This is a genomic window from Candidatus Kuenenbacteria bacterium HGW-Kuenenbacteria-1 (assembly GCA_002839745.1).
Taxonomy (GTDB): domain Bacteria; phylum Patescibacteriota; class Patescibacteriia; order UBA2591; family PGYQ01; genus PGYQ01.
Window position 1 is genome coordinate 1 of record PGYQ01000023.1, and the last position, 4,023, is coordinate 4,023.

Below are 4,023 nucleotides of genomic sequence, written 5' to 3' on the forward strand. Positions count from 1 at the left end.
AATAATGCGATAAAGGTATTATTTAAAAGACAAAAATCCCTCGGGTTTATCTCGGGGGATTTTTTGTTTCCTTTTCTTTTCTTTTTTTCTTCTTCTTTATTTTATTTCTTAGTCCATAGAACAGTCTATGGACTATTAGCTAAAATTAGCTAAAAAAAACCTTTTTATTTTTTGTATTCATATTTTATTTCTTGGACCACGGATCAGCCCACGGTTGGGGTGTTCTAACCAAAAGATTTGGGTAGGTTGGAGCCTCTGCTCCAACCAAAAAAAGATGAGAGCAGAGGCTCTCATCTACCCCATAAATTTAAATACTTCTTTTAAGCGCTCGCTCTGCTCGCGCTTTTAATTATTAAATAATATAAAATTGTTGTTGGCAGATAAAAATGTATAATTAATTTTTATTAATTTTATTTTAAATTTTCTATAAACTACTTATTACAAACCATTTTAACTGCTTTTATAAAATCTCTAAATAAGGGATGAGATCTTAAGGGACGAGATTTAAATTCTGGATGAAATTGAACTCCAACAAACCAAGGATGATCTTTTAATTCAACTATTTCTACCAACTTTCCATCAGGAGAAGTTCCTGTAATTTTTAAACCAGCTTTTTCTAAAATTTCTCGATATTTATTATTAAATTCATATCTATGTCGATGTCTTTCCGAAATTTCTTTTTGTTTATATGCTTTATAAGCTAAAGAATCTTTATTTAAAACGCAAGGATATGCGCCTAAACGCATGCTAGCGCCATAATCTTTGTTTTCCATTTTTTTAATTTGCTCGGGCATAATATAAATAACTGGATTTTTTGTTTGTAAATTAACCTCAGCAGAATTAGCATCTTCTATTTTTAAAACATTGCGAGCAAATTCAATTGCCGCAATTTGCATACCCATACATAATCCCAAATAAGGAATTTTATTTTCTCGAGCATATTTTACTGCTTTAATTTTTCCTTCAATTCCTCTTGAACCAAATCCACCTGGGACAACAAGCCCATGTATGGTTTTTAATTTATCCCATTCTTTTTTGTTTTGTTTTTCTAAATTTTCCGCAGCAATAGATTCAATTTTAATATTAACATTATTGGCATAACCGGCTGATTTTAATGCTTCTTTTACACTAATATAAGCATCTTCATGTTCAGTATATTTTCCTATTATTCCTATTTTTAAGTTTTTTTTATTTTTGTTTTTAATTTTTTTTATTAATTTTTCCCAATTATCTAATTTAGGAATTTTATTTTCTAAATCTAAACTCTTTGAGATAATTTTTATTAAAGAATATTTTTGAAAATTTAAAGGCACTTCGTAAATATTTTCAACTGTCAATGCTGGAATAAGTTCTTCCGGTAGAATATTACAAAAAAGAGAAATTTTTTCAATCAATTCTTTTTTAATTGGATAATCGGAACGAGCTAAAATAATATCCGGATGAATTCCTTGACGTTGTAATTCGCGAACACTCGCTTGAGTGGGTTTTGTTTTTAATTCTTCAGAAGTTTTTAAATATGGAAGTAATGTTAAATGAATAAAAAGCACATTTTTACCTCCATTCTCTTGATGCCATTGTCGAGCTGCTTCTAAAAAAGATTCTCCTTCAATATCTCCCACTGTTCCACCAATTTCTATAATTAAAAAATCAGCTCGACTTTCTTGAGCTGTTTTTTTAATACAATTTTTAATAGCTCCTGTTACATGAGGAATTATTTGAATTGTTTTCCCTAAATATTCACCTTCTCTCTCTTTATTAATAATTTCTTTGTAAATTTGTCCGGCAGTAACATTGCTTAATTTGCTTAAATTTTCATCAATAAATCTTTCATAATGTCCTAAATCTAAATCTGTTTCAACTCCATCATTAGTAACAAAAACTTCACCATGTTGATATGGGCTCATAGTTCCTGGATCAACATTTAAATAAGGGTCTAATTTTAAAATACAAACTTTATATCCGCAAGCTTTTAAAAGCATTCCTGTTGAAGCCGCGGCAATCCCTTTGCCTAATCCAGAACAAACCCCTCCAGTGATAAAAATATACTTCATAAAAAATTTAAAATTTAAATTTTGATTTTACATTTAACTTTTATTCTTCTTTAACTTGTACCACTACATCTGCTTCAACATTTTCGCAAAGCTTAACATTAACCTTATATTTTCCAATTTCTTTAATTGGTTTTTCTAAAATTATTTGATTAGATTTAATTTCTTGATTAATTTTTTTTGATAAAACCTTGGCTATTTCTTCTTTTTCTAAAGAAGCAAAAAGCACTCCTTTCTCATTGGCTTTAGCCTTAATTTCAATTTCTATTTCTTGTATTTTTTTCTTTAATTCTTTGGCTTTTTGAATTTCTTTTTCTTGATTTTTTTCTTGTTTTTGGATTTTAATTTCTATTTTTTTAATTTCTATTGCTGTTGCTATTGTTGCTATTTTTTGAGGAAATAAAAAATTTGTAGCATAGCCATTAGCTACTTCTTTTATATCCCCCTTTTTCCCTAAATTTTTTATATCTTGAAGCAAAAGTATTTTCATAAAATAATCGGCTAAAGCCGGGTAAATAAAATAATTTTAAACTTTAAACTATTCAATAATCGCCATGATATCACTTTCATTAATAACTAATAATTCTTGGTCATCAATTTTTATTTCATTAGGACTATATTTAGTAAATAAAACTCGATCTCCAATTTTGACTTCCATTAACGCTCTTTGCCCATTATCTAAAAGTTTTCCTGAACCAACAGCAACTACTTCTCCTTCTTCTGGCTTTTCTTTATCCACTGTTTCAGGTAAAATAATACCAGATTTAGTTGTTTCATTTTTTTGAATGGGTTTTACAACCACTCGATCATTTAAAGGAATTATTTTCATAAATTAATATTAGTTAAATATTGTTCTTCTTTAAAAGAAAACAATAATTAAATTAAAATTAACATCCTCGACCTTAGAATGTTAATTCTAATTTTACATTTTTTTAAAAAAATGTAAAATTAGAATTATAAATTTTTTATTTTTGCCTCGGCTAAAAATATTGGCCTTTGGCTAATAATTTTAAAAAATATGAATACCTTAGATATTATTTTGCTTTGTATTATTTTTTTCTTTATTATTTTTGGATTAAGAATGGGTATAATCCATATGTTTGGCGCTGTTATAGGAACAATTGTCGGGGTAATTGTTGGCGGACTTTTTTATAACTCTTTGGCTTTGTATATAGAATTCGTTTTTTTAGGAAACATTAATTTGGCTCGAGTAATTTGTTTTGCAATTATTTTTCTTTTAATAGATCGTTTAATTGGATTTATTTTTTCATTGATAGCAAAAAATTCAAATTTAATTACAAAATTACCTTTTATTAAAACGATTAATCGTTTAGGTGGCGCTGTTTTTGGATTAATAGAAGCAAACATTTGGTTGGGAATAATTTTATTCGTCTTGACTAAATATTCTATTTGCCCCACCTTTGATCAACTTCTCGTTACTTCAAAACTTGTTAATCCATTAATATCTTTTGTTTCTTTTTTAATTCCTTTATTGCCACAAGAATTAATAAATTTATCTTTTTCTATGCCTAATTTTTCTAAATTTTCCGGTAATTCTGCAATAAAAGGAATTGATTTTTCTTCTATTGTCTCAAATTTTTTAAATCTTGTACAACAGATTACTAATAAAAAATAAAATATGGGAAAAATTTTAGGCTTTGATTATGGCAAAAGTAAAATTGGTTTAGCTTTGGCTGATGAACAATTGAAAATAGCTCTTCCTTATAAAACTATAAAAAATAAGGGAGAAAAAAATTTATTTGAAGAACTAAAAAAAATTTGCAAAGAAGAAGATGTAAAACAAATTATTATTGGCGAACCAAGTCAATTAACAGATAATAATCAAGAAATAATAATGGAAATTAAATTATTTGCCAAAAAAGTAAATGATTTTTTAAAAATTCCAATAAATTTTAAAGACGAGAGAATGACAACAAAAATGGCTAAGGTTTTATTAAAAGGAAGTAAAATAAAA

5 protein-coding genes are annotated in these 4,023 nt (G+C 27.0%); 2 read left to right on the forward strand and 3 right to left on the reverse strand.

Annotation, left to right across the window (positions count from 1 at the left end; all coding sequences use genetic code 11):
* Positions 1–431: 431 nt before the first annotated feature.
* From CVV26_03405 to CVV26_03415, 3 genes are read right to left on the reverse strand one after another with little or no spacing between them, the layout of a single operon-like run.
* A complete protein-coding gene (locus tag CVV26_03405; GenBank protein PKL71980.1) occupies positions 432–2,051 on the reverse strand; it encodes a CTP synthase in 1,620 nt (539 codons plus the stop codon).
* A gap of 40 nt (positions 2,052–2,091) precedes the next feature.
* On the reverse strand, positions 2,092–2,538 hold the full coding sequence (rplI, locus tag CVV26_03410; protein PKL71981.1) for a 50S ribosomal protein L9: 447 nt from the start codon (positions 2,536–2,538) through the stop codon (positions 2,092–2,094).
* 48 nt (positions 2,539–2,586) lie between these two features.
* Positions 2,587–2,877 (reverse strand): co-chaperone GroES, encoded by a 291-nt coding sequence (locus tag CVV26_03415; GenBank protein PKL71982.1) that lies wholly within the window; start codon positions 2,875–2,877, stop codon positions 2,587–2,589.
* A gap of 189 nt (positions 2,878–3,066) precedes the next feature.
* Between CVV26_03415 and CVV26_03420 the strand changes: the two genes are divergently transcribed.
* Both CVV26_03420 and CVV26_03425 read left to right on the forward strand, forming a co-directional pair.
* Complete coding sequence (locus CVV26_03420) at positions 3,067–3,684, forward strand: hypothetical protein (protein PKL71983.1); 618 nt, start codon at positions 3,067–3,069, stop codon at positions 3,682–3,684.
* Positions 3,685–3,687: 3 nt separating this feature from the next.
* The coding region (locus CVV26_03425; protein PKL71984.1) for a Holliday junction resolvase RuvX at positions 3,688–4,023 on the forward strand (336 nt) is incomplete at its 3' end.